The 19635-nt window shown below is 73.9% G+C and carries 23 protein-coding genes; 4 read left to right on the plus strand and 19 right to left on the minus strand.

From position 1 onward, the window contains the following. Positions 1 to 67: 67 nt before the first annotated feature. The 7 genes from mutM to DVA66_RS04740 all read right to left on the minus strand — a co-directional run bounded on the left by mutM (position 68) and on the right by DVA66_RS04740 (position 5930). A complete protein-coding gene (gene mutM / locus DVA66_RS04710) occupies positions 68 to 922 on the minus strand; it encodes a bifunctional DNA-formamidopyrimidine glycosylase/DNA-(apurinic or apyrimidinic site) lyase (protein WP_114559018.1) in 855 nt (284 codons plus the stop codon). Continuing rightward, positions 915 to 1733: a ribonuclease III gene (rnc, locus tag DVA66_RS04715; protein ID WP_114559019.1), complete on the minus strand. Its 819-nt coding sequence runs from the start codon at positions 1731 to 1733 to the stop codon at positions 915 to 917. The genes mutM and rnc overlap by 8 nt, the downstream gene beginning before the upstream one ends. Then, positions 1696 to 1887: a 50S ribosomal protein L32 gene (gene rpmF / locus DVA66_RS04720; protein ID WP_114127962.1), complete on the minus strand. Its 192-nt coding sequence runs from the start codon at positions 1885 to 1887 to the stop codon at positions 1696 to 1698. The genes rnc and rpmF overlap by 38 nt, the downstream gene beginning before the upstream one ends. A 2-nt stretch (positions 1888 to 1889) precedes the next feature. After that, positions 1890 to 2471 (minus strand): YceD family protein, encoded by a 582-nt coding sequence (locus DVA66_RS04725; protein ID WP_114559020.1) that lies wholly within the window; start codon positions 2469 to 2471, stop codon positions 1890 to 1892. A gap of 131 nt (positions 2472 to 2602) precedes the next feature. After that, positions 2603 to 3079: a pantetheine-phosphate adenylyltransferase gene (gene coaD, locus DVA66_RS04730; protein WP_332872856.1), complete on the minus strand. Its 477-nt coding sequence runs from the start codon at positions 3077 to 3079 to the stop codon at positions 2603 to 2605. Further along, complete coding sequence (gene rsmD, locus DVA66_RS04735) at positions 3079 to 3678, minus strand: 16S rRNA (guanine(966)-N(2))-methyltransferase RsmD (RefSeq protein ID WP_114559022.1); 600 nt, start codon at positions 3676 to 3678, stop codon at positions 3079 to 3081. Before rsmD ends, coaD begins: the two co-directional genes overlap by 1 nt. Continuing rightward, on the minus strand, positions 3675 to 5930 hold the full coding sequence (locus DVA66_RS04740) for an ATP-dependent DNA helicase RecG (RefSeq protein ID WP_114559023.1): 2256 nt from the start codon (positions 5928 to 5930) through the stop codon (positions 3675 to 3677). Before DVA66_RS04740 ends, rsmD begins: the two co-directional genes overlap by 4 nt. A 117-nt stretch (positions 5931 to 6047) precedes the next feature. Here DVA66_RS04740 and DVA66_RS04745 point away from each other — a divergent pair, with 117 nt between their 5' ends. Next, positions 6048 to 6242: a hypothetical protein gene (locus tag DVA66_RS04745; protein ID WP_114559024.1), complete on the plus strand. Its 195-nt coding sequence runs from the start codon at positions 6048 to 6050 to the stop codon at positions 6240 to 6242. A gap of 6 nt (positions 6243 to 6248) precedes the next feature. Here DVA66_RS04745 and DVA66_RS04750 read toward each other — a convergent pair whose 3' ends face one another. After that, positions 6249 to 6587, minus strand: coding sequence for a hypothetical protein (locus DVA66_RS04750; RefSeq protein WP_198671482.1), 339 nt, complete (start codon positions 6585 to 6587; stop codon positions 6249 to 6251). Between the two features lie 299 nt (positions 6588 to 6886). On the opposite strand from DVA66_RS04750, the gene rpmB reads away from it, so the two are divergent. Further along, positions 6887 to 7084, plus strand: a complete 198-nt coding sequence (rpmB, locus tag DVA66_RS04755; protein WP_114127957.1) for a 50S ribosomal protein L28 — start codon at positions 6887 to 6889, stop codon at positions 7082 to 7084. A gap of 69 nt (positions 7085 to 7153) precedes the next feature. Here rpmB and DVA66_RS04760 read toward each other — a convergent pair whose 3' ends face one another. The 5 genes from DVA66_RS04760 to DVA66_RS04780 all read right to left on the minus strand — a co-directional run bounded on the left by DVA66_RS04760 (position 7154) and on the right by DVA66_RS04780 (position 12023). Beyond that, a complete protein-coding gene (locus DVA66_RS04760; protein WP_198671483.1) occupies positions 7154 to 8002 on the minus strand; it encodes a carbon-nitrogen hydrolase family protein in 849 nt (282 codons plus the stop codon). A gap of 328 nt (positions 8003 to 8330) precedes the next feature. Beyond that, the gene (locus DVA66_RS04765; protein WP_114559026.1) at positions 8331 to 10013 is read right to left on the minus strand and encodes a ribonuclease J; all 1683 of its coding nucleotides are present in this window, start codon (positions 10011 to 10013) and stop codon (positions 8331 to 8333) included. Between the two features lie 53 nt (positions 10014 to 10066). Next, on the minus strand, positions 10067 to 11068 hold the full coding sequence (locus tag DVA66_RS04770; protein WP_114559027.1) for an iron-containing redox enzyme family protein: 1002 nt from the start codon (positions 11066 to 11068) through the stop codon (positions 10067 to 10069). Next, entirely contained in the window at positions 11065 to 11298 is a 234-nt protein-coding gene (locus DVA66_RS04775; RefSeq protein WP_232821760.1) for a CDGSH iron-sulfur domain-containing protein, read from the minus strand. Before DVA66_RS04775 ends, DVA66_RS04770 begins: the two co-directional genes overlap by 4 nt. Further along, positions 11295 to 12023, minus strand: a complete 729-nt coding sequence (locus DVA66_RS04780; RefSeq protein WP_114559028.1) for a HemK2/MTQ2 family protein methyltransferase — start codon at positions 12021 to 12023, stop codon at positions 11295 to 11297. Before DVA66_RS04780 ends, DVA66_RS04775 begins: the two co-directional genes overlap by 4 nt. Before the next feature lie 136 nt (positions 12024 to 12159). Between DVA66_RS04780 and DVA66_RS04785 the strand changes: the two genes are divergently transcribed. Together DVA66_RS04785 and DVA66_RS04790 are read left to right on the plus strand one after the other, a co-directional pair. After that, positions 12160 to 12708: a GNAT family N-acetyltransferase gene (locus tag DVA66_RS04785; RefSeq protein ID WP_232821761.1), complete on the plus strand. Its 549-nt coding sequence runs from the start codon at positions 12160 to 12162 to the stop codon at positions 12706 to 12708. Next, a complete protein-coding gene (locus DVA66_RS04790; RefSeq protein ID WP_114559030.1) occupies positions 12705 to 13538 on the plus strand; it encodes a PhzF family phenazine biosynthesis protein in 834 nt (277 codons plus the stop codon). Before DVA66_RS04785 ends, DVA66_RS04790 begins: the two co-directional genes overlap by 4 nt. 10 nt (positions 13539 to 13548) lie before the next feature. Here DVA66_RS04790 and DVA66_RS04795 read toward each other — a convergent pair whose 3' ends face one another. The 6 genes from DVA66_RS04795 to DVA66_RS04820 form a co-directional block, all read right to left on the minus strand. Then, entirely contained in the window at positions 13549 to 14274 is a 726-nt protein-coding gene (locus DVA66_RS04795) for an LmeA family phospholipid-binding protein (RefSeq protein WP_114559031.1), read from the minus strand. Next, entirely contained in the window at positions 14271 to 15020 is a 750-nt protein-coding gene (gene dapB / locus DVA66_RS04800; protein WP_114559032.1) for a 4-hydroxy-tetrahydrodipicolinate reductase, read from the minus strand. The genes DVA66_RS04795 and dapB overlap by 4 nt, the downstream gene beginning before the upstream one ends. A gap of 150 nt (positions 15021 to 15170) precedes the next feature. Continuing rightward, positions 15171 to 16499: a M16 family metallopeptidase gene (locus tag DVA66_RS04805; RefSeq protein ID WP_114559033.1), complete on the minus strand. Its 1329-nt coding sequence runs from the start codon at positions 16497 to 16499 to the stop codon at positions 15171 to 15173. A gap of 8 nt (positions 16500 to 16507) precedes the next feature. After that, entirely contained in the window at positions 16508 to 18733 is a 2226-nt protein-coding gene (locus tag DVA66_RS04810; protein WP_114559034.1) for a polyribonucleotide nucleotidyltransferase, read from the minus strand. A 254-nt stretch (positions 18734 to 18987) separates the two neighbouring features. After that, on the minus strand, positions 18988 to 19251 hold the full coding sequence (rpsO, locus tag DVA66_RS04815) for a 30S ribosomal protein S15 (protein WP_114559035.1): 264 nt from the start codon (positions 19249 to 19251) through the stop codon (positions 18988 to 18990). 185 nt (positions 19252 to 19436) lie between these two features. Further along, positions 19437 to 19635: hypothetical protein (locus DVA66_RS04820; protein WP_198671484.1), on the minus strand; the 199-nt coding region annotated here is incomplete at its 5' end.

The following is a 19635-nucleotide window of genomic DNA, read 5'->3' on the forward strand; positions in this document are numbered from 1 at the left end:
GAGCGTGATGCTACCGGCGCGGGCCGTCCCCGGGGCCCGCCGACCGGGCCGCGCGGGGCGCCGGTGCTCACCAGCGGGCCGACCGCGGCCGGCGCTGGCAGCGGGGGCAGCGGTAGGAGGAGCGGTTCATGAAGGAGTCCCGCACGACCGGCGTGCCGCAGCGCGGGCAGGGCCGGTCGGCCTGGCCGTAGACGGCGAGCGCGCGGGAGAAGTAGCCGCTGGAGCCGTTGACGTCGACGTAGAGCGCGTCGAAGGACGTCCCGCCCTGCTGCAGCGCGGCCGCCATCACGTCGCGCGCGGCGAGCAGGACGTCGCGGGCCGCGGCGGCGGGCAGGGTGTCGGTCGCGCGGGCCCAGTGCAGCCGGCTGGCCCACAGCGCCTCGTCGGCGTAGATGTTGCCGATCCCCGAGACCAGGGTCTGGTCCAGCAGCGCCCGTTTCAGCCCGGTGCGCCGGCGCCGCAGCCGGCGGCCCACCTCGCCGAGGTCGAAGGCCGGGTCGAAGGGGTCGCGGGCGATGTGGGCGATCTCCGGCGGCAGCACGGCCCCGTCCCGGGACAGCGACAGCCCGCCGAACATCCGCTGGTCGACGAAGCGCAGCTCCTGCCCGCCGTCGGTGAAGGAGAGGACCACCCGGGTGTTGCGGGCCAGCGGGCGGTCGGGCGCGTCCACCCGGAACTGCCCGCTCATGCCGAGGTGGGCCAGCACCGCGTCACCGTCGGTGAACGGCAGCCACAGGTACTTGCCGCGCCGGCTGGGGACGTCGAAGGTGCGTCCGACCAGGGTGGCGGCGAAGTCGGCGGGCCCGGCGAGGTGGCGGCGGACCGGGCGCGGGTGCAGCACCTGCACCGCGGCCACGGTGCGACCGGTGAGCTGCGGTCCCAGACCGCGGCGGACGACCTCGACCTCGGGCAGCTCAGGCATCGACGGGCCGGTCGGACGCCGACCCGTCCGCGGCCTCGCCGCCGACGAGGGCCTCCGCAGCCGCCGCGACGGTCTCCGGCTGGTCGGCCAGCCGCTTCTCGAGCATCCGGAAGGCCAGCGCGGCGGCCTCCTGCTCGGCCTGCTTCTTGTTGCGGCCCTGACCGGGGCCGAACTGCTCCTCGCCGAGCACCAGCCAGGCCTCGAACTCCTTGGCGTGGTCGGGCCCGGCCTCGGTGATGGTGTAGGCGGGGATGCCCAACCCGGCACCGGCGGCGAGCTCCTGCACGCTGGTCTTCCAGTCCAGACCGGCGCCGAGGTTGGCCGCGGCCTCCATCAGCGGGTCGAAGAGGTGGTGCACGAAGCGCGCCGACCCCTCCACCCCGTGCGCCAGGTGCACCGCACCGATCAGCGCCTCCATGGTGTCGGCGAGGATCGAGGACTTGTCGTGGCCGCCGCTGTTCAGCTCACCCCGGCCGAGCCGGATGTGCGGGCCGACCTCCAGGCCCCGGGCGACACCGGCCAGGGCGCGGGCGTTGACCACCGCGGCGCGCAGCTTGGCCAGCCGGCCCTCGCTGAGGTCGGGGTGGGTGCGGTAGAGGTGTTCGGTGACGACCACCCCGAGCACCGAGTCCCCGAGGAACTCCAGGCGCTCGTTGGTGGGCAGCCCGCCGTTCTCGTAGGCGAAGGAGCGGTGCGTCACCGCGAGCTCGAACAGCTGGGGGTCCAACGGGACCCCCAGCTGCTCCAGCACGGAGTCGATGCTGCTCAACGAGTCAGGACTCGAGCACCTGACGGCGGCTCGCGCCGGCACCGTACTGGCCGCAGGACGGGCAGGCGGTGTGGGGCAGGTGCTTGGCGCGGCAGGCCGCGTTGGCGCAGGTGACCAGCGCGGGCGCGGTGGTCTTCCACTGCGAACGGCGGTGCCGGGTGTTGCTGCGCGACATCTTCCGCTTCGGGACGGCCATGGTCATTGCTCCCTTGTTGTGCTGGTCTCTTCGGTACTGCTGGTCTGGGGCTGCCAGTCGGCCAGCGCACCCAGGCGGGGATCGACCGGATCCTCGTGGGTGTGGTCGGGGGCGGCGTTCAGGTCCTGCCCGCAGAGCGGGCACAACCCGGCGCAGTCCTCGCGGCACAGTGGCGTGAACGGCAGGTCGAGCACCACCGTGTCGCGGATCAGCGGCTCGAGGTCGATGAGCTCGCCCTCCAGCCTGCTGGCCTCCTCGTCGTCGGCCTCGCTGTCGGGGTAGAGGAACAGCTCCATCACGTCGAGCTCGGTACGGTCCGAGATCGCGGTCAGGCAGCGTGCGCACTCCCCCGACACCTCGACCTCAGCCGATCCGGTGACCAGGACCCCGTCCCCCGCGCTCTCGAGCCTCAGATCGAGGGCGATCGGCGAACCAGGTGGCACTCCGATCACGTCGTTGCCGAGCTCGTCGGGTGCGTCGGCCACACGGGTGACCTCCATCATCCGCCCTTGCTGGCGACCCAGGTCGTGGGTGCTGATCACGAGCCCCGAACGGGGATCGGCGGGGCGGTGCAGCGAAGTCATCGCATTGCCTTTCACACGCGGCGGTACGACAGCGTCATAACCGACGTTCGATGCTACCCGCCGCCGGCACCCTTCGCCAAACCGCCGACGACCGGCCCCCTCGCCGGTGCTCGCGGGCCGCGTCCCGGTGGTCACCGAGCGCCCAGCCGGGCGGCGATCCGGGTGGCTACGACGTCGGGGACGAACGGGGTGACGTCCCCGCCCAGCCGGGCGATCTCGCGCACCAGGGTGGACGACACCGGGGCCCACTGCGCGGCGGTGGGCAGCCACACCGTCTCCAACCCGCCCATCCGCTCGTTCAGCTGGGCCATCGGCAGCTCGTGGTCGACGTCGGCAGCCCGGCGCACACCCTTGACCACCACGTCGATGTCGTGCTCGCGGCAGTAGTCGACGAGCAGCCCGGAGAACAGCGTGACGGTGACACCCGGGCGTCCGGCCACCGTCTCGGTGAGCATCTCCACCCGCTCCTCGGGGGTGAACAGCGCGGTCTTGCTGGTGTTGGCCCCGACCGCGACCACGACCTCGTCGAACAGCCGGGAGGCCCGCCCCACGACGTCGAGGTGGCCGTGGGTGACGGGGTCGAACGACCCCGGGCAGATGGCCCGCATCAGCCCTCCTCCTGCTCGTCCGCCGGCTGGCGCTGCGCCCAGTGCAGCACGGTCTCACCGTAGCGACGCGACCAGGTCTCCATCCCCTCCGGCCAGTCCGGGTCGGGGCTGCGCCGCCCGCGCTCCACCACCACCACGCCGTCGGGGGCCAGCCAGCCCACGACCACGGCCCGCAGCTGGACGTCCAGGGTGGCGGCCTCGACGGCGTAGGGCGGGTCGAGCCACACCACGTCGAAGGGCTCGGGTGCGGGCGCGGCGAGCAGCCGCTCGACCTTGGCGGTCTGCACCCGCGCGGGCAGACCGAGGCGGCGGACGTTGGCCTGGGTGACCGCGGCCACCGCCCGCTCGGCCTCGACCAGCAGCACCGCGTCGGCGCCCCGGCTGGCCGCCTCCAGCCCGACCGCGCCGGAGCCGGCGTAGAGGTCGGCGAAGCGGAGGCCGGCGAACCACCGCTCCACGGGGGCGTCGGCCGTCCCGGCCCAGGAGGCCAACGCGGAGAAGAAGGCCTCGCGGACCCGGTCGGTGGTCGGCCGGGTGCGCTCACCGGCCGGGGTGTCCAGCCGCTGGCCGCGGCGGCTGCCGGCGATGATCCGGCTCACGTGCGCTCCATCCACTCCGGGTCGGCGAGCAGCTCCACCTGGGCGCGCAGGTCGGCCAGCACCGGGTCGGTGGCGGCGTCGGGACGTCCCACCCACTCCTCGGCGACCTCGCGGGCCAGCTGGATCTCCTCGGCGTGGTCGATGACCCGCAGCAGCCGCAGGCTGGAGCGGGTCCCGGACTGGCTGGCGCCGAGCACGTCGCCCTCCTGCCGCTGGGCCAGGTCGACGTTGGCGAGCTGGAAGCCGTCGCGGGTGCGGCTGACCGCCTCCAGCCGGCGGCGGGCCTCGGAGTCGGCCGGGCTGGTGGTCAGCAGCAGGCACACCCCCGGGTGCGCTCCCCGGCCGATCCGACCGCGCAGCTGGTGCAGCTGGGAGATGCCGAACCGGTCGGCGTCGCTGATGACCATCACCGAGGCGTTGGGCACGTCCACCCCCACCTCGACCACCGTGGTGGCGACCACCACGTCCACCTCGCCGGCGGCGAAGCGGCGCATGGTGGCGTCCTTCTGCTCGGCGGGCAGCCGGCCGTGCACCATCTCCACCGACAGACCGGACAGCGGTCCGGCGACGAGCTCGGCGTGCAGGTCCTCCACGGTGCGGGGTGGGACGGCGTCCTCCGCCTCCTCTGCGCCCGGGGGCCGCACGGTGTCGGACTCGGCGATCCGGGAGCAGACCACGAAGGCCTGCCGCCCGGCGGCGACCTCCTCGCGGATCCGCTGCCAGGCCCGGTCGACCCAGCGGGGGTTGCGCCGCTCGTCGACCAGCACCGTGGTCACCTCGCTGCGTCCGGCGGGGACCTCGCTCAGCGTGCTCACCTCGAGGTCGCCGAAGACGGTCATCGCCACCGACCGCGGGATCGGGGTGGCTGTCATCACCAGCAGGTGCGGTCGGGTGTCGGCCTTGGCGGCCAGGGCGGCCCGCTGCTCGACGCCGAAGCGGTGCTGCTCGTCGACCACCACCAGCCCGAGGTCGGCGAACTGGACCTGGGAGGAGAGCAGGGCGTGGGTGCCGATGACGATGCCGGCGCGGCCGCTGGCGACCTCGAGCAGCGCCTCGCGCTTCTGCTGGGCGCTCATCGAGCCGGTCAGCAGCACCACCCGGGTGGCGTGCTCGGCCGCGTGCAGGGTGTCGGCGTGGGCCATGTCGCCGAGCATCGCGGTGATGGTGGTGTGGTGCTGGCTGGCCAGCACCTCGGTCGGGGCCAGCAGGGCGCTCTGCCCGCCGGTGTCGGCGACCGCCAGCATGGCCCGCAGCGCCACCAGCGTCTTGCCCGAGCCGACCTCGCCCTGGAGCAGCCGCTGCATGGGGTGCTCGCGGGCCAGGTCGGTGAAGATCTCCTCCGAGGTCTGCTGCTGGCCGTCGGTCAGCGTGAACGGCAGCCGCCGGTCGAAGTCGGCGAGCAGCCCCTCGGGCCGCCGCGGTCGCGGGGTGCTGGGCACGTGGGCCGCCTCGGCGCGGCGCTGGGCCATGGTGACCTGGACCGCCAGCGCCTCGTCCAGCAGCAGCCGCCGGCGGGCGGGCTCCACCTCGTCGCGGGTGCGCGGCAGGTGCACCGAGCGGAAGGCCGACACCAGCTCCGGCACCCCCAGCCGGAGCCGCACCCAGGCCGGCAGCGGGTCCTGCAGCTGCTGCTCGACCGCCTCCAGCACCAGCCGGACGCACTCGGCGACCTGCCAGGTGGGCAGCTTCTTCGTCGTCGGGTAGAGCCCGATCAGCCCGTCGTGGCCGACCTGGGCGAGGGCGAGGTTGCGTTGCGCGCCACCGACCACCCGCCCGTCGGGGGCCAGCACGACGTAGTCGGGGTTGGTCAGCTGTGCGCGCTGCTGGAACTCCCCCACCTTGCCGGCGAAGATGCCGCGTGCCCCGGCCGGCAGCTGGGCCGACCAGTGCTCGAGCAGGTGGTTGTTGCCGAAGAAGGTCAGCGCGAGGTCGGCGCTGCCGTCGGTGACCACCACCTCCAGACGTCCGCGCGGGGAGCGCCCGCGCGCGTTGGTGACGTTGACCCCGTGGCGGATCCTCGTGTGGCGCACCTGGGCGAGGACGGCGACCTCCTCCCCCGGCACCAGCGCGGCCAGGTCGCTGGTCTCGGCACCGGCGAAGTAGCGCCGCGGGAGGTGGCGCAGCAGGTCGCCGACGGTCTCGATCCGCCAGCGGCCCAGCGCCTTCGCGGTGGCGCCGCCGACGAGCCGCTCGACCTTGGTGTGCAGGAGGGCGAACGCGTCGGTCCGCCAGCCGCCGGTCGGTGCTGTCACACCGGGCACCCTAGTGCGGCCCCCTGACGGGTCCGGGCGACCCGCACCGCGACGGCTGGGTACCGCCGCGCCGATCGGGTACACGCCGGTCCCACCGACGGAGCCGGAGGAGCCGACATGCAGATCGACAAGCAGCAGATCATCGACAAGCTCAAGGAGATGGGACAGCAGGACAAGGCCGGCCAGGCCGAGTCCGAGCTGCCCGACCAGGTCGACACCGACCGCGACGCCGGCCTGCTGCAGCGGCTGGGCGTGGACCCGTCCGACCTGCTCGGCGGTCTGGGCGGGCTGGGCGGCAAGCTCGGTCTCTGAGCCCGCTCAGCGCCCGGCCCACTCCAGGGCCTGCTGCAGCACGGCCAGGTCGCGGTACCAGGTGCGCACCTCGGTGCGGCAGGCCACCCGCTGCCGCACGGTGTCGTACTCGGCGCACTCGGCCAGCGCCTCGGAGTCGGTCGGCGGGTGCAGCTCGGTGCCGTCGGCGTGGAGGATGCTGAAGCCACCTGCGGCGTCCCCGGTCACCCGGACGACGGTGTCGGCGGGCGGCTCGGGGGTCGGCTGGTGCGCGGCGGCGGGGCCGGCGGCGGCACCGAGCGTCCCGGCGAGGACGGCGGCGAGGCAGCCCGCGGCGCAGCAGGCGGCGGCGATCGGTCGGTTCACGGAGTCTCTCCTCTGGTCGGGCCGGCACGTCCGGCGTGCCCTGACCATGGGCGGCGAGCTCGGGGTCGTGCGCCACCGCAGGGCTGCCTGTGGACGGCGCTCCCGCACCGTGGCAGGCTGTGGACGACCCCGGCCGGTCCCCGTGCCCGGCCCGGGGATTAGGTGTCCGTGGTGCCGGTCGGCTACGCTTGACCGGTTCCCGATCCTGGGACCACCACACGTGTACACCCACTCGCACACCGCGAGTCCGAGCTGCGCCGCCCCGGCTACCCGGGCGGCACCTGACGAGGAGAGATCCAGTGGCTGCCGTATGTGACGTCTGCGCCAAGGGGCCGGGCTTCGGACACAACGTCCCCTGGTCGAAGAAGAAGACCAACCGGCGTTGGAACCCGAACATCCAGCGGGTCCGGGCGGTCGTCGCCGGCACCCCGAAGCGGCTCAACGTGTGCACCTCCTGCCTCAAGGCGGGCAAGGTCACCCGCGCCGTCAGCGCCTGAGCCCAGAACGCCAGCAGAGCCCGTCCCGGTCCTCCGGGGCGGGCTCTGCCGTCGTCGGACGCCGGTCGCTCAGCCGGGCAGCCGCTCGCGGGAGCGCCGGCGGAACGCCCGGCCGGCCGCGATGACCTCGGCCCGGTGCAGGTCGGCGAGCACGAGCCCGGGGACGCCGTCGGCCGGCGCCTCGGCCACCACCTCCCCCACCGGGTCGACCACCATCGAGGTCAGCCCGGACGTGGCGTCGGCCGGCACGGCCAGGCTCACCCAGCAGGTGTGCGACGCCGCCGCCCCGCGGGCCCGGGTGCCGATGTGGGCGTTCCCGGTCAGCCCGCTGGTGGCGTAGGACACCAGCACGGCGTCCACCTCCAGGTGGTCGTAGCCGGTGAACAGCTCCGGCAGCAGCACGTCCAGCCCGAGGGCGAACCCGAGCCGGAAACCGTCGACGTCGACGGTCAGCGGCTGCGCGCCGGCGGCGTACATCCAGGTGGCCTTGGAGGTCGAGAGCATCCGCTCGTCGTAGCGGGCGGCCACCGTCCCCCGGTCGGAGAGGACGTAGACGCTGTTGTACGGTCGCGCCGGCGCGGGCCGGGGGTGCACCGACGGCACGACCGTCCACACCCCCAGCTCGGCGGACAGCGCGGCGAGGGCGTCCAGCTGCTCCTGCCACACCGGCCAGTCGGCGCGGCTCCAGTCGGCGGGCCCGATCTCCTCGGGTCCGGTGGCCGAGACCACCCGCTTGTCGGGGAAGCAGAGCGCACCCTCGGTCAGGTGCACCAGGCGGGCTCCGGCGTCGGCGGCCCGGCGCACCAGGGCGCTGGCCTCGGCGCCGCTGGCCCGCAGGGCGGCGGCATCGGTGGGGTCGGAGCGCACCGTCGACGAGACGACGGCGACGCGCAGGGTGTGGGTGGTGGGTTCCGGCATGTCGGGTTCTCCTGTCGGAGTCGGACGGAAGTGCCGGAGGGCAGCGGTGTAGGACTCGCCCGTCTTGGCGGCGCGGGCGCGGACCCGTCGTTTGAGGTTGCGGTGCGCTGTCATCTGGCCTTCCACGCACCCGGGCGCGACCCCCCAGCGGTCCCGTCCGGGGCGGAGGACTCAGACGAGCGACCCGAGACCGGGAGTCCCTTTGCCTCCTGCTGGGGACCGGGCTGGGGCCGGTCGACGGAGGTGGGGCGTGGGTCACGCCGAGCACCATGCTCGCCCGGGTGAACGCGCCCGTCAACCACGCCGCGCCGCGGGTCGCGCCGCGTCCTCAGACGGTGACGACGGTGGGGACGATCATCGGGCGGCGCCGGTAGGAGGTGTTGACCCAGCGCCCGATGGTGCGCCGGATCACCTGCTGCAGCCGCTGGGCGTCGGTGACGCCGTCGCCCAGGGCGTCCTCCAGGGCGCGGGTGATCTGCCCGGCGACCGGGTCGAACACGGTGGCGTCCTCGTGGAACCCGCGGGCGTGGATGTCGGGCCCGCTGATCAGGCGCCCGGAGCGGGTGTTGACCACCGCGACCACGGAGATGAAGCCCTCCTCGCCGAGGATCCTGCGGTCGGTCAGCGCGGTCTCGGACACGTCGCCGACGGTGGAGCCGTCGACGAAAATGTAGCTGCAGTCGACCTGCCCGACCACCCGGGCCCGGCCGCGGGCCAGGTCGACGACGGTGCCGTCCTCGGCCAGCACCACCCGATCGGCGGGGACGCCGGTGGCCTCGGCCAGCGCACCGTTGGCGATCAGGTGGCGGACCTCCCCGTGCACCGGCATCACGTTGCGCGGGCGCAGGATGTTGTAGCAGTACAGCAGCTCCCCCGCGCTGGCGTGGCCGGAGACGTGCACCATCGCGTTGCCCTTGTGCACCACGGTCGCGCCGAGCTTGGCCAGGCCGTTGATGACGCGGTAGACGGCGTTCTCGTTGCCGGGGATCAGCGAGCTGGCCAGCACCACGGTGTCGCCGCGCTCGAGGTCGATCACCGGGTGCTCGCGGTTGGCCATCCGCGACAGCGCCGACAGCGGCTCGCCCTGCGAGCCGGTGGAGATGATCACCACGTCCTCGGGCCGGTGGTTCTCGATGTCCTTGAGCTCGATCAGGGTGTTCCCTGGCACGTGCAGGTAGCCGAGGTCGCTGGCCACCTTCATGTTGCGCACCATCGAGCGGCCCACGTAGACCACCTTGCGGCCGTGCTTGACCGCGGCGTCCAGCACCTGCTGGACGCGGTGCACGTGGGAGGCGAAGCAGGCCACGATCAGCCGCTGGGTGCTGCGGGCGAAGACCCGCTCCAGCGCCGGGGCGATGTCGCGTTCGGGGGTGGTGAAGCCGGGCACCTCGGCGTTGGTGGAGTCGACCATCAGCAGGTCGACACCCTCCTCGCCCAGCCGGGCGAAGGCGCGCAGGTCGGTGATCCGGCCGTCCAGCGGCAGCTGGTCCATCTTGAAGTCGCCGGTGTGCAGGACGGTGCCGGCGGCGGTGCGGACGAAGACGGCCAGCGCGTCGGGGATGGAGTGGTTGACCGCGACGAACTCGAGGTCGAAGGCGCCGAAGGTGACCCGCTGACCGTCCTCGACGGTGCGGTAGTCGGTGTCGCGGAGCCGGTGCTCGCGCAGCTTCTCCCGCACCAGCGCCAGGGTGAGCCGGCTGCCGATCAGCGGGATGTCGCGTCGCTGGCGCAGCAGGTAGGGCACCGCGCCGATGTGGTCCTCGTGGCCGTGGGTGAGCACCAGCCCGACCACGTCGTCCAGCCGGTCGGCGAGCACCTCGAAGCCGGGCAGGATCAGGTCCACACCGGGGTGGTCGTCCTCGGGGAACAGCACCCCGCAGTCGATCAGCAGGATCTGGCCGTCGACCTCCAGCATGGCCATGTTGCGCCCGATGTCGCCCAACCCGCCGAGCGGGGTCACCCGCAGCGTGTCGGGGGCGAGCCGGGGCGGGGTCCGCAGTGCAGCACTCATCACTCCCACACCCTAGTGGTGCGACGTCGTGCCGGGACCGGCCGCGACCCCGGTCACGCCGCGACCAGGCTGGACGCGCCCCGCCCCCAGGCCGTCAGCAGCTCCTCGGCGAACCGGTCCCCCAGCCACCCACTGGCCTGCATGCCCAGCACCACGTCACCGGCCAGCCCCGGCTCCAGGGCCAGCAGCGGCGCCAGCACCTGGCGCCGCAGCACCTGCTCGTGCACCGCGTCGGCCTCGACGTGCTCGGCGTAGAAGCCCTCGGTGGCCGGCCCCAGCCCGAGCCGGCGGGCCGCCTGGACGAAGCGGGCCGAGCCCGGGGAGGAGGTGAGCTCGATCACCGCGAACATCCCGACCGAGGCGCCGCGGAGGCTGCGGCGCAGCCCGCACAGGGTCTGCAGGTTGACCTCGGCCAGCACCCAGCGGCTGGTCACCGCCAGCTGGGCGCCGTAGCCCGGGTCCAGCCCCAGCTCGGCCATCATCTGGGCGTACAACGCGGAGTGCATGGCGCGGGCCCGTCCGGCGCCGTACTCGTCGTGCTCCACCGTCACCAGCCCCGCCTTGGCGGCGTCCTGCAGCCGCGGGATCACCCAGGCCTGCGGGTCGGCCTCCTTGCGGTGGTAGTGCGCCCGGTGGGCCACGTACTCGGTGAACTGCCCGACGGTTCCCTCGGCGGCCAGGTGGTGGCTGACGCCGGTGCCGTCGACCGGTTCGACCACGAGCTCGGCCACCATCTCCTCGACGTCGTCGCCGCCGGGCAGCTGCTCGCGCAGGGCGGTGAGGAAGTGGTCCTGCATGGCGTGGCGTGCCGAGGCCACCGCCGGCGCCCACTCCTGCTCGTCGGACACCCCCTGCAGCCCGCGGTAGTGCAGCTCGCCGGTCAGTGCCAGCGCCAGCTGCAGGTCGGCGCCGAAGGGATCGGCGGCGGTCGGGTCGGGCACGTCCTGCCGCCGTCCGTGCAGCAGGTCGACCACGGCGGCCGACAGCTCGCCGCGGGCCGGCGGGACGGCGGGACGGTCGAGCTGCTCGACCGGTGCGGGGATGGTCGTGGTCATGTCGTCCTCCTCCGTCGACGGCGGTGGCTGGTGTCGCAGAGAGGGTAGATCGCGCTCCGCCGGCAGGTGCACACGGCGACCACGGGGCGCTCGGAGCGCAGCACGCTGCCGTCGGGCAGCTCGAGCTCCACCGGCCCCTCCACCAGCACGGGCCCGTCCTCGGCGACGAGCACCCGGTGCGCCCGGGGCGACTCGGCCGTCGTCGCCACCTCCGCCGGTTCTGCCCTCACCGGTCCTCCTCCCGCCGGCGACGCCGGCCCTCGACCACCACCAGGGTCTCCTCCTGCTCCTGCGGGTCCAGCAGACCACGCTCGTGCAACCAGGCGCCGCGCTGGGTCATCACCGGCCCGAACGGCACCGTACGCCGGGCCACCACCTCCCCGTGCAGCCCGTGCCGGTCGAGCTGCTCCAGGGTGGCCTCGACCCCGGTCACCGTGGAGTGCACCAGCAGCAGCCGGCCCTCCTCGGCGAGCACCCGGCCGGCGCCGGCGCACACCCGGTCGAGGACCAGCCGCCCGGAGGTCCCACCGTCCCAGCAGCGGGCGGCGCGGTGCCGGGGCAGGACGTCGCTGGGTGAGGGCACGTAGGGCGGGTTGCAGACCACCAGGTCGAAACGCCGGTCGGTCACCGGGGCGAAGAGGTCACCACGGTGCACGGTCAGCGCCGAACGCGAGAGCGCGGAGTTGAGCCGGGCGCTGAGCACCGAGCGGTGGGCCAGGTCGACGGCCACGACGTCGGTGGCACCGGCCTGCCGCGCGGTGAGGGCCAGGAAGCCGGTCCCGGTGCAGACGTCGAGGACGCTGCACCCCGCGGCGTGCTGGCGGACGTGCTCGGCCAGCAGCAGCGAGTCGTGCTGGACCCGGTAGGTGCCGGGCAGCGCCACGGTGGGCGTCCCCCGTCGGGTGCCGGTCCGGCCGACCGGGCGGAACAGCGCGTCGACTCCTGCGAAGGCCATGGCACTCCTCGTGGTCGCGGGGGCCGGAGCGGGACGGCCGGCTGCCGCGGAGGTATCCGTCCGCCCGCGCCGCCAAACCGGCCCGTCCGCGGTGACGGCCACCGCCGGCCGGGCACCGGGTCTACCATCGGGCACCGTGGCCGACACCCCGATCGCGGACTCCGTGCGGACGGCGCTGCCCCGGGAGGCGCCGGCGCTGGCGGCGCTGCAGCGCCGGGTCTGGCAGCACAGCGAGGTCGGTGCGCTCGCCCTGGGCGGGATCGACCTGGCCGAGATGACCGAGCAGTGGCACGCCGCGATCGACCGGCCGCCGCTGGCGGAGTGCCGGGTGCTGGTGGCCCTGGGCGACGGCGAGCTGGTCGGCTTCGCCACCACCTCCCCCAGCCCCGACGCCGACGCCGAGCCGGGCGTGGACGGGATGGTCGGTGAGTTCGTCGTCGACCCGCGCGCCACCGGCCGCGGGCACGGCTCCCGGCTGCTCAACGCCTGCGTGGACACGCTGCGGGCCGACGGGTTCACCCGCGCCACCTGGTGGGTGGCCAGCACCGACGACCGGCTGCGCACCTTCCTCGCCTCCGCCGGGTGGGCTCCCGACGGCGCCCACCGTGAGCTGGGCAACGAGGACGGCACCGTCCGGCTCCGCCAGGTGCGGCTGCACACCGACATCACCCCGGAGGACCGGTGAACCGACGTTTCCGCCAGCTCGACGTCTTCGGCTCCGAGGGCGGCCGCGGCAACCCGCTCGCCGTGGTGCTGGACGCCGAGGGCCTCGACGACGCCGCGATGCAGGACTTCGCGCACTGGACGAACCTGTCCGAGACGACGTTCCTGCTGCCGCCCACCGACCCCCGCGCCGACTACCGGGTGCGGATCTTCACCGCGAGCACCGAGCTGCCCTTCGCCGGTCACCCCACACTCGGCTCGGCCGCGGCCTGGCTGGACGCCGGCGGGCGGCCGCGGGGCGAGGTGGTCGTCCAGGAGTGCGGGGCCGGGCTGGTCGAGGTGCGCGGCGACGGGGACCGGCTCGCCTTCACCGCTCCCCCGCTGCTCCGGCACGAGCCGGTCGAGCCGGCGCTGCGCGAGCGGCTGGTCGCCGGGCTCGGGCTGTCGGCGGCCGAGGTGCGGGAGGCGGTCTGGCTGGTCAACGGGCCGCAGTGGATCGGGTTGCTGCTGGCCGACGCGGAGACGGTGCTGGGGGTCCGGCCGCAGCCGGCGCTGCTGGAGGGTCTGGAGCTCGGGCTGGCCGGGCTGCGGGAGGCCGACCGGGGGTGCCGGCTGGAGGTGCGGGCGTTCCTGGTGCACGACGGGATGCTGGTCGAGGACCCGGTCACGGGGTCGCTCAACGCGGGGCTCGGGCAGTGGCTGACCGGGACGGGGGTGCTGCCCGGGAGCTACGTGGCCGCCCAGGGCACCGTGCTGGGCCGGGCCGGCCGGGTGCACGTCGAACGCGACGGTGCGGACGTCCGGGTGGGCGGACGCGCCGAGGTGCTGGTCAGCGGCACCGTCGCGCTCTAACCCCCGCGGCTCAGCCGAGGACGACGTCGGTGCCGCTGAAGCCGAGCTCCAGGCCGTCCGCGGTGGAGGCGAGGGTATCGCCGCGCAGGCCGAGCGGGAGCTCCAGCGGCACCGGCTGCACGACACCCGCGATGATCTCGTCGGCGACCCGCTGCGGGATGTCGTAGTCGGCCACCCGCAGCGAGACGTCGTTGAGCACCAGCTGGCGTCCGTAGGCGCCGTCCAGGGTGGGCAGGCCGGTCACCACGACGGGGATGTCGACCCCGAGCACGGTGGTCGTGGTGCGCACCTCCCAGCGGGTGCCGGCCGGGGTCTGCTCACCGGGGCGGACGTCGCGGCCGGCGAGCCGGCCGATCTCGGGGTAGCCCACCAGGGCGGTGCCGCTGATCCGGTCGGCGCTGGCGGTGGCGAAGCGGTCGGGGCTGCGCAGGTGCTCGACCACCAGGTCGAGACGTTCCAGCTGGATCCGCTGCGGGCCCGTGCCCACCCCGGTGGCGCCGGTGCGCAGCACCACCTGCTCGACGTCCCCGCCGAGCAGGGCGGCGACGAAGGGCCAGCCCTCCTGGGCGTCCACGGCGGGTGGGACGTCGAGGGCGAGCGAGCTCTGGGTCTCGGTGGCGGTGCGCTGCTCGAAGGCGTCCTCGACCGCCTGGTCGCCGACCACCAGCCCGACGGCCAGCAGCCCGAGGACGACGAGGGCCACCACCGGGCCGACCCAGCGGCGGCGCGCGGTCAACGGTCGAGCCCGAGGAACGGCTCGATGCCGATCGTCAGGCCGGGGCGGTCGCCGACCTGGCGGACCGCGGCCAGCACGCCCGGCATGAACGAGGAGCGGTGGAAGGAGTCGTGGCGGATGGTCAGGGTCTCGCCCTCCTCACCCAGCAGCACCTCCTGGTGCGCGACCAGCCCCCGCAGCCGCACCCCGTGCACCCGGACGCCGTCCACGTCGGCGCCACGCGCTCCCGGGCGCTCGGTGGTGGTGGCGTCCGGGGACGGTGGCAGGCCGGCGGCGCGGCGGGCGGCGGCGACCCGCTCCGCGGTGCGCACCGCGGTGCCGGAGGGGGCGTCGACCTTGTCGGGGTGGTGCAGCTCGACCACCTCGACCGACTCGTAGAAGCGGGCGGCCTGCTCGGCGAAGTGCATCATCAGCACCGCACCGACGGAGAAGTTGGGAGCGATGACGACACCGGCCGAGGGATCGGGGCCCAGCCGGTCGCGGAGCTCGGCGAGCCGCTCGTCGGTGAACCCGGTGGTGCCGACGACGGCGGAGATGCCGCGGTCGAGGCACCAGCGCAGGTGGTCCATCACCACGTCGGGGCGGGTGAAGTCGACCACCACGCGGGCTCCCCCGGCCACCTCGAGGTCGTCGCCGCGGCCGACCGCGGCCACCAGCTCCAGGTCGTCGGCGGCCTGCACCGCCCGGACGGTCTCGGCACCCATCCGGCCGCGGGCGCCGAGCACGGCGACGGGCAGCGGGGTCATCGGTCCTCCTTGGTCGGGCACGCGGGCGATGCTACGGGCGTCCGGTGCGGACGGCGGCCTCGACCACGCGGTCGGACGGGTGCAGATCCGGTGATCGCCCTTCGACAGGCTCAGGGCGTTGGGATCGGGCTAGGCGTGGGGCGGGGCGGGTCAGGCGGCGGGGGCGGCGGCGGAGCCCCAGCCGCGGAGCAGGGACTGCAGGCGACGGCGGTCCGGGGCCGGGCCGACCACGGCCAGGTAGGGCGCGGAGCCGAAGAGCTCGCGGGCCAGGGTGGTGACCTGCTCACCGGTGACGGCGTCGTAGCGGTCGAGCAGCTCGGCGATGGTACGGGTGTCACCGGCCAGCTCGGCGGTGCCCAGCCGGCTCATCCGCGCCCCCGGGCCCTCGTAGCCGAGCACGGTCTGACCGCGCAGCTGGCTCTTCGCCCGGGCCAGCTCGTCGGCGCTGATGCCGTTCCGGGCCACCGTGGCCAGCTCGTCGCGGACCAGCCCGGCGATCTGCTCCACCCGCTCCCGCGCGCACTGCCAGTCCACGCTGAACAGCCCGGCGTCGGACCAGGCGGTCTCGGCGGCGTCGATGGTGTAGGCCAGCCCGCGACGCTCGCGCACCTCCACGAACAGCCGCGACGACATGCCGCCGCCGAGCACCGCGGCCAGCAGCCCGAGCGGGTAGCGGCGGTCGTCGAAGGTGCCGAACCCGGGGAAGGCCATCGACACGGTGCACTGCTCGGTCGGGCGCCGCACCACCCCGACCCCGGACTCGTGGCGGCGCGGCGGCGCCTGCTGCACCCGGGCCGCGGGCTGCGGCGGCAGCTGGTCGAAGACCGACAGCTGCTCCACCAGGGCGTCGTGGTCGACCCGGCCGGCGGCGGCCACCACCAGCGAGCGGGGCCGGTAGTGGCGCTTCCAGAAGCCCACCACCTGATCCCGGGTGATCGCACCGATCGAGGCCCGGCTGCCGATCACGCTGCGCGCCAGCGGATGGCCGGCGAAGAGCCGCTCCGCGACCAGGTCGGCGGCCACCTCCCCCGGCTCGTCGGCGTGCATGGCGATCTCCTCCAGGATCACCTCACGCTCGGACTCCAGGTCGTCGGCGCGCACCAGGGAGGCCGTCAGCATGTCGGTGATGACCTCGCAGGCGACCGGGGCGTCCTCGGCCAGCACCCGGGCGTAGAAGCAGGTGTGCTCCTTGGCGGTGTAGGCGTTGAGGTCGCCGCCGACCTGCTCGATCGCAGCCGAGATCTCCTCCGGGCCGCGCCGCCGGGTGCCCTTGAACAGCACGTGCTCGAGGAAGTGCGAGGCGCCGTGCAGGTGCTCCGACTCGTGCCGGGAGCCGACGCCGACGAAGAACCCCACCGAGAAGGTGCTGCTCCCCGGGACGTCCTCGGAGACGACGCGGAGGCCGCTGGCGAGCTCCGTGCGGCGGATCGTCCCGCCCAGGTGCGCGCCCGCGGCCTCCGCGTGCTGCTGTCGTGCCACCGAGAGGATCAGGCCTCGGCCGGGGCCTCGACCTCGGCCGGCTCGCCGGCGTCCTCGACCACCGGGACCAGCGAGAGCTTGCCCCGGTCGCCGATCTCGGCGATCTCGACCTGGATCTTCTGCCCGACGCTGACGACGTCCTCGACGTTGTTCACCCGCTGGCCGCCGTTGAGCTCGCGCAGCTTGCTGATGTGCAGCAGGCCGTCCTTGCCCGGCAGCAGCGAGATGAAGGCGCCGAAGTCGACGGTCTTCACCACGGTGCCGAGGTAGCGCTCGCCGACCTCCGGCATCGTCGGGTTGGCGATCGCGTTCACCATCCCGCGGGCGGCCTCGGCGGCCTCGCCGTTGTCGGCACCGATGTAGATGGTGCCGTCGTCCTCGATCGAGATGTTGGCGCCGGTGTCGTCCTGGATCTGGTTGATGACCTTGCCCTTGGGACCGATCACCTCACCGATCTTGTCGACCGGGATGGTGACGGTGATGATCCGCGGCGCGTAGTCGCTCATCTCGTCCGGCCCGTCGATGGCCTCCGACATCACGTCGAGGATGGTGTGACGGGCGTCGCGGGCCTGCAGCAGCGCGCTCGACAGCACCGAGGCCGGGATGCCGACCAGCTTCGTGTCGAGCTGCAGGGCGGTGATGAACTCCCGGGTGCCGGCGACCTTGAAGTCCATGTCGCCGAAGGCGTCCTCGGCGCCGAGGATGTCGGTCAGCGCCACGTAGTGGGTCTTCCCGTCGATCTCCTCGCTCATCAGACCCATCGCGATGCCGGCCACCGGGGCGCGCAGCGGCACACCGGCGTTGAGCAGCGACAGCGTGGACGCGCAGACCGAGCCCATCGACGTCGAGCCGTTGGAGCCGAGCGCCTCCGAGACCTGGCGGATGGCGTAGGGGAACTCCTCGCGCGGCGGCAGCACCGGCACCAGGGCCCGCTCGGCCAGCGCGCCGTGGCCGATCTCGCGCCGCTTGGGCGAGCCGACCCGACCGGTCTCACCGGTGGAGTAGGGCGGGAAGTTGTAGTTGTGCATGTAGCGCTTGGACTTCTCCGGCGCCAGGGTGTCCAGCTTCTGCTCCATGTCGAGCATGTTCAGCGTGGAGACGCCCAGGATCTGGGTCTCGCCGCGCTGGAACAGGGCCGAGCCGTGCACGCGCGGGATCACGTCGACCTCGGCGCTCAGGGTGCGGATCTCGGCCAGCCCGCGGCCGTCGATGCGCACCTTCTCGGTGAGCACCCGGCGGCGGACCAGCTTCTTGGTCAGCGCCCGGTAGGCCCCGGTGATCTCCTTCTCCCGGCCCGGGTAGGACGGCGCCAGCTGGGCCACCACCCGGTCCTTGAGGGCCTCGGTGGCCTCCTCGCGCTCCTGCTTGCCGGCGATGGCCAGCACCGAGCCGAGCTCCTCGCCCGCGGCGTCGGAGACCGCACCGAAGACGTCGTCCTCGTAGTCGAGGAACAGCGGGAACTCCCCGGTCGCCTTCGGCGGCAGCTTGGCGGCCAGCTCGGCCTGGGCGTCGCAGAGCTGCTTGATGAAGGGCTTGGCGGCCTCCAGACCGCCGCCGACGACCTCCTCGGTCGGGGCGGTGCGGCCGCTGCGGACCATCTCCCAGGTCTTCTCGGTGGACTCGGCCTCGACCATCATGATCGCGACGTCGCCGTCGGCGGTGACGCGGCCGGCCACGACCATGTCGAAGGCGGCGTCCTCGAGCTGGGAGACGGTCGGGAACGCCACCCACTGGTCGCCGATCAGGGCGATCCGCACGCCGCCGACCGGGCCGGAGAACGGCAGACCGGCGAGCTGGGTCGACATCGAGGCGGCGTTGATGGCCACCACGTCGTAGAGCACCTCGGGGTTGAGGGCCATCACCGTGACGACGACCTGGACCTCGTTGCGCAGGCCCTTGACGAAGCAGGGACGCAGCGGGCGGTCGATCAGCCGGCAGGTGAGGATGGCGCCCTCGCTGGGACGTCCCTCACGGCGGAAGAAGGAGCCGGGGATGCGCCCGGCGGCGTACATCCGCTCCTCGACGTCGACGGTGAGCGGGAAGAAGTCGATGGCCTCGCGCGGGTTCTTCTGCGCGGTGGTGGCCGAGAGGAGCATGGTGTCCTCGTCGAGGTAGACCGCGGCGGAGCCGGCGGCCTGGCGGGCCAGCAGGCCCGACTCGAAGCGCACGGTGCGCTTGCCGAAGCTGCCGTTGTCGAGGACGGCCTCGGTGTACTGCAGGTCAGGTCCCTCCATGGGGTGTCCTTTCGAGTGGCACCAGCACCACACGCGCCTCTCGCAGCGGGAGGACCCAGAGCCGGTCTTCGATCGAGGCCCGCGGAACGGGGCACCGGGGTGCGGTGCGCTCCGAGAGCCACTACCGAGGACCGGGCGCGCTGGGCGGTCGCGGTGCCGGTGGGAACGGTTGGTATCCAGTTGTCGGGGCCGGTCTGGTCGACCGGGCCCGGAACGCCGAACGGCTCCCCACGCAGGTGGGGAGCCGTGCCGGGTCAGCGGCGCAGACCCAGGCGGGCGATCAGCGAGCGGTAGTGCTCGATGTCGTTGCGGGCGACGTAGTTGAGCAGCCGGCGACGCTGACCGACCATCAGCATCAGCCCGCGGCGGCTGTGGTGGTCGCCCTTGTGCTGCTTCAGGTGCTCGGTCAGGTGCGAGATGCGGTTGGTGAGCAGCGCGATCTGCACGTCCGGGGAGCCCGTGTCGCCCGGCTGGGTGGCGTACTCCTCGATGATCTTCTTCTTGGTCTCGGCATCCATGCTGGGGCCAGAGCTCCTCTCGTGACTTGTTGCGCGGCGCTCCCTCCCCTGCGCTGCAGGAGGATCCACTCGGTGTGGGCGGGAGCTCTTGGGCATCCGCGGCCGATCGAACGGCAACCTCAGAGATGCTACCAGCGGCGTGTCGGCCAGGGCGAATCCTGCTCCTCCGCCTCCGGCGCCCGCGCTCAGCGCACCACCTGCTCGAGCACCCGCACCGCCTCCGCCACCCCGTCCTCGGACCGGACCGCGGCGCCGACGGTCGCGGCCCGTGCCGCGAAGTCGGGACGTCCGACCAGCTCGCCCAGCCGGGAGGCCAGCCGCGACGCCGTCAGCCGGGCGGCCGGGAGCGGCTCGGGCCCGAGCCCGCGCCGGTGCAGCCGCTCG

The organism is Desertihabitans aurantiacus, assembly GCF_003344635.1.
GTDB lineage: Bacteria > Actinomycetota > Actinomycetes > Propionibacteriales > Propionibacteriaceae > Desertihabitans > Desertihabitans aurantiacus.

Excerpts from the sequence above, each read along its gene's own strand:
- mutM (WP_114559018.1), bottom strand. The coding sequence starts at position 922 with ATGCCTGAGCTGCCCGAGGTCGAGGTCGTCCGCCGCGGTCTGGGACCG.
- rpmF (WP_114127962.1), bottom strand. The coding sequence starts at position 1,887 with ATGGCCGTCCCGAAGCGGAAGATGTCGCGCAGCAACACCCGGCACCGC.
- DVA66_RS04725 (WP_114559020.1), bottom strand. The coding sequence starts at position 2,471 with ATGACTTCGCTGCACCGCCCCGCCGATCCCCGTTCGGGGCTCGTGATC.
- coaD (WP_332872856.1), bottom strand. The coding sequence starts at position 3,079 with ATGCGGGCCATCTGCCCGGGGTCGTTCGACCCCGTCACCCACGGCCAC.
- DVA66_RS04745 (WP_114559024.1), top strand. The coding sequence starts at position 6,048 with ATGCAGATCGACAAGCAGCAGATCATCGACAAGCTCAAGGAGATGGGA.
- DVA66_RS04760 (WP_198671483.1), bottom strand. The coding sequence starts at position 8,002 with ATGCCGGAACCCACCACCCACACCCTGCGCGTCGCCGTCGTCTCGTCG.
- DVA66_RS04765 (WP_114559026.1), bottom strand. The coding sequence starts at position 10,013 with ATGAGTGCTGCACTGCGGACCCCGCCCCGGCTCGCCCCCGACACGCTG.
- DVA66_RS04770 (WP_114559027.1), bottom strand. The coding sequence starts at position 11,068 with ATGACCACGACCATCCCCGCACCGGTCGAGCAGCTCGACCGTCCCGCC.
- DVA66_RS04780 (WP_114559028.1), bottom strand. The coding sequence starts at position 12,023 with ATGGCCTTCGCAGGAGTCGACGCGCTGTTCCGCCCGGTCGGCCGGACC.
- dapB (WP_114559032.1), bottom strand. The coding sequence starts at position 15,020 with ATGACCCCGCTGCCCGTCGCCGTGCTCGGCGCCCGCGGCCGGATGGGT.
- DVA66_RS04810 (WP_114559034.1), bottom strand. The coding sequence starts at position 18,733 with ATGGAGGGACCTGACCTGCAGTACACCGAGGCCGTCCTCGACAACGGC.
- rpsO (WP_114559035.1), bottom strand. The coding sequence starts at position 19,251 with ATGGATGCCGAGACCAAGAAGAAGATCATCGAGGAGTACGCCACCCAG.